At 58.5% G+C, this 3,725-nt stretch carries 5 protein-coding genes; 3 read left to right on the forward strand and 2 right to left on the reverse strand.

Features of this window, described 5'->3' with window-relative positions; genetic code table 11:
• Nucleotides 1-409 precede the first annotated feature (409 nt).
• Nucleotides 410-1,216, reverse strand: coding sequence for a glycoside hydrolase family 12 protein (locus AU381_RS00270; protein WP_015633421.1), 807 nt, complete (start codon nt 1,214-1,216; stop codon nt 410-412).
• A gap of 226 nt (nt 1,217-1,442) precedes the next feature.
• Between AU381_RS00270 and AU381_RS30560 the strand changes: the two genes are divergently transcribed.
• The 3 genes from AU381_RS30560 to AU381_RS00280 all read left to right on the forward strand — a co-directional run bounded on the left by AU381_RS30560 (nt 1,443) and on the right by AU381_RS00280 (nt 2,810).
• Nucleotides 1,443-1,655, forward strand: a complete 213-nt coding sequence (locus AU381_RS30560; RefSeq protein ID WP_223843498.1) for a hypothetical protein — start codon at nt 1,443-1,445, stop codon at nt 1,653-1,655.
• A 451-nt stretch (nt 1,656-2,106) separates the two neighbouring features.
• The gene (locus AU381_RS00275; protein WP_015633422.1) at nt 2,107-2,367 is read left to right on the forward strand and encodes a hypothetical protein; all 261 of its coding nucleotides are present in this window, start codon (nt 2,107-2,109) and stop codon (nt 2,365-2,367) included.
• A complete protein-coding gene (locus tag AU381_RS00280) occupies nt 2,364-2,810 on the forward strand; it encodes a hypothetical protein (RefSeq protein WP_015633423.1) in 447 nt (148 codons plus the stop codon). Before AU381_RS00275 ends, AU381_RS00280 begins: the two co-directional genes overlap by 4 nt.
• Before the next feature lie 141 nt (nt 2,811-2,951).
• Here the strand turns inward: AU381_RS00280 and AU381_RS00285 are convergent.
• A partial coding sequence (locus AU381_RS00285; protein WP_244520002.1) for a Ulp1 family isopeptidase occupies nt 2,952-3,725 on the reverse strand: 774 nt, incomplete at its 5' end.

Below are 3,725 nucleotides of genomic sequence, written 5' to 3' on the forward strand. Positions count from 1 at the left end.
AAATCGCGTGTGTCGCCGCAGCCTGACAGCCGTCCCCGCCAGCTATCGCTGCATCAATCCGCTGATAACTTTACAGTGCCGCGAAGAGTTCTTCCCGGGAAAGTGTCCGTCGTGGCATCTTCGAGCATCTTCACTATTGAAGTACGAGTCTTACGATTAACTGCAAAACCACACCACGCTATCTTGAGGGGCAAGAAGACCGCCGCGCAGTCCTTAAATCCGCTACGTCACGGGAGTTGGTCGCAACAGGGTTAGCCAGCTCTATTGCTGCGAAAGGACGCATCCGGCACTCGATAGATACGCCGGTGCAACATTGCCGAAAATGGCTCCTTTGCATCGGCCATTCTTCGAACTTCCCCTATTGCCCGTGCCGCCGCTCGCCGCGCCTGCGCGCCCCCCGCGCCGATCTTCACTTCGAGGTCACAGACCAGTTGTTGAAATTGAAGTTCTTTCCCCCCGGGGACGAGGTAATCTCGACGCCGTATTGGACGCTACCGACTTCTATGTCGCCAAAGTACCCCTTCGACTTGATCCACTGCAGGATACTCTTGATGTCCACTGTCCCGCTGTTGGTCTTCGAAGTGCGCAGCAGTGAGATGACCTTGTGACCATCGGGCCCTTCACCTTCAAACACGTTCCAAGTCGCTCCGCCTACATTGACATTGCTGTAGACCGGAATGGCCGCACCGGAAGGGGCATAATGATATGAAATGGGCTTAACGTTGCCGCTCCCGTCCGAGTTTCCGGTGTAGTTTGTCCAGAGCATTATCTCATGCTTGTTTGAGCTGTCCCAGATATCGTAGGCGACATCCCAGGCGCCGCCAGTGGGAACTTCCTGATTGAAGCTCGAGCTCAGAGTGTTGATTGAACTGAGCGGTTTCCCGATATTGAAAGCCACGTGCGGGTAGCTCTTGATGCCAGGAGTATTAGGCTGGTCCGACCACACGCTCCACCGGTTGACTCCACTCACCGAAATCGTCTGAGGCCCAGGGCGCGGGCCCCATACGTCGTTGTTCCAAGAGTAGCCATCGCGTGAAAAGCTTCCGTATGGAGCGTGCGAACTCCAAATCGGAGCCCGTGCCGATACAAGCGCGGCAGATGATAATGACCCGGCTTCATTCGCGGCCTGCCTAAATAGATCATGATCCTCCTGTGTCCGGACGTACCCCGTTGGGGATCCTTTCGCGGCGCCACCGTTTATCCGATTGGAATCCATAAAGCTCTCCTTTCTACTATGATGACAAAGTCTCCTGCAGATCCGCCCAGCGGGTACCCAAGTTCAGTATAGGCGGTATCGGCATAGAGACTAGATTGGAATGCTAGGAAGGTTGGCTTTCGAGAAGCTGACGAGCTCGAGGAGAAAGGTGGACCCGCGCCCGGGTTTGCCGTCTTTCGGATGACAACGCCGGCACGGTCTATCAGGTACGCAACGGTGCTTCCGAATGAGCAAGGCCAACCGCATCACCCGTTTGACATCCGCCGCCTGCGAGCAGATTCAGGCCCGCATGCTTGAGGCTTGCAGGCAGATCGCTTCAGATCACGGACTGGTCATCGAAAGTACCGGGTGGCGTGGCCTGAAACCTGGCTTCTCATTCGAAACCAGCATTCCGCATCAGCATTCCCACGCCAGATGGCAAGCCCACCAATCTGGATAGGAGATGTTCGCCGTGTTGGCCGAACGGTACGGCCTGGAGGGACTTCGAACGCGAGTTTATCGCTGGCGGCGAACGCTTCCGGATCACCGGCATTGATCCGCGGCGGCCGAAATACCCTATATCCGTTGAGCGTATTCCCGATCACAGGGGTCAAGTTCACCGCTGACAACGTTGCCATGCTGCTCAAAGCTCAGGCCAAACCCTGACGTTCACCAATCGTTCTTCAACTTGGCCAAAATCACAGCTTCGAGCCGACGGGGCCCACAAGCGGGATGAGCAACCATACCGCGGTCCGATCATGTCTTGGACGAGTGGCTGAACAGATCGAGGTTCGTGACAACAAGGCGCCATACCGAATGAGCCGAGCCACGAAAGGCCTGGTCTCGGTGTTCATGGACGGCACATATGTCCGAGCAGTTCCGGGTTCCAGACGCGTCATTTCGAGGTCGTCATGGGGCGCCTCGAGGCGTCCGGTCGCAGCCCCTCGCATTTCGCAACGATGCCAAACGTCAAGACTGCGCGACACCAGACAATCCGCGCCTGCTTGAGGACGCAAGGCTGGTTGCCAGGACGCGAGATTGTTGTGTTCAGCGATGGTGATCCGTCGCTGGCCGATGCGGTCCGGCATGCGGCCAACTCCGACGCGGTGCACATTCTGGACTGGTTTCACGGATCGATGCGCGTTCAGCACCTTCTTGCCGATCGCTGGTGAAGGCGGACGAAGCCGGTCAGTTCGAGTTCCAGTTTGCTGCCCGCGATCTCGATCAAATGCGAGCGAAGTTGTGGTGCGGAAAAGTCACGACAGCACGCTGGCTACTATGTGCGGCGGCTGGCGAACTGCGCCGCGTGGATCGCAAACAGCATTCCCGACGCGTCGTCGCGAAGATCAATCGCTTGGCACAGATGATCATCGAATTCGACAGGTATCTCGAAATCAACCAATCTTCCATGCCGAACTACGCCAAACGGTCGCTGCAGGGGCTACCCGTGTCGAGTTCGCGTGCGCAATCATCCGCAAATGCCTTGGTCAACAGGCGCATGAACAAACGTCGACAAATGCGATGGTCACCACAGGGCGCGCAGCGCGTGCTCCAGACGAGAGTAGCAGTGCTCGATGGACGCCTGCAGGATGGCCGGTTTTCTCTCGCCGCCTAACCCCACGGTTCCTTCCACTCTCGGGGTCGAGACGGCCCGCGTGATGGCACGTCTCTACGCCGCGGCGCGCCTGCTGGTGAACTTCTTCCAGCCGTCATTCAAGCTCAAAGAGAAGCGCCGCGAGGGTCGCCCACGGCGACATCAACCCCTGAGTCGCGCTTGCAGTGCCTGCCGATTGGCAACGACGTTGCTGAGGTTCAGCAGGTCTGGCTCCCGTCCTTGCGCCAATTGCCTAACCAGCTCCCGCGTGCCGTCCACGACAAAGACGCCGCAATCATAAGTGTTCTGCTGCTGGGCCATGCCGGCTGGCTCCAGGGCGAGGTTCAGCCTTTCTGCGAGTTGTCTTGCATGCGTCTCGTTGTATCTCCCGTAGGAATCGTAGTGATGGGCGACAGGCCGTTGCCGGTTGCTGCGATCAACGAACAGCAGCGACCAATGCCTGCCGCGGTCCGTAGCACTGGCATCGTTCACTGGCAGGAACAGGAAGTCGGCTGTATCGTTATCACGCCGATCATGGACGATGCGATGGAAGACGCGTAGCACGTCGCTCTCCGCGCCCAGGCGCAGCCGCAGCGCTTCGAGGGGATCTACGAACCGCGTCCGGGCGGCGAGATCCGAATCGCTCCTCTGCAAATCCAGCTCCTGAAGCTGGTAATCCCTGAGGATATGCTCGTCGCCCAGCCATTCCGTATCCTCGAGCACCAGCCCGCGGTTGTGGGACAAGGCTATCGGATTCAACGCCCCGATCTGAGCATCGGACGAGGTGATCGGAAACCGCCGCACGATATCGTCGCGCAATGGGGACGGTGCGGGCGCGGTCAGATCAACCAATGGAAGACCGCCGTAGGTGTCTGAGCGAGCCCTGGCAGAAGGCGCTGGCGCAAAGTGAGCACTGTCATCCAACTCGGCCGCATC

The sequence above is a fragment of the Sinorhizobium glycinis genome (assembly GCF_001651865.1).
GTDB classification, from domain to species: domain Bacteria; phylum Pseudomonadota; class Alphaproteobacteria; order Rhizobiales; family Rhizobiaceae; genus Sinorhizobium; species Sinorhizobium glycinis.

Coding starts and splice junctions, on each gene's coding strand:
- AU381_RS00270 (WP_015633421.1), bottom strand. CDS start 1,216: ATGGATTCCAATCGGATAAACGGTGGCGCCGCGAAAGGATCCCCAACG.
- AU381_RS00275 (WP_015633422.1), top strand. CDS start 2,107: ATGGGGCGCCTCGAGGCGTCCGGTCGCAGCCCCTCGCATTTCGCAACG.
- AU381_RS30560 (WP_223843498.1), top strand. CDS start 1,443: ATGAGCAAGGCCAACCGCATCACCCGTTTGACATCCGCCGCCTGCGAG.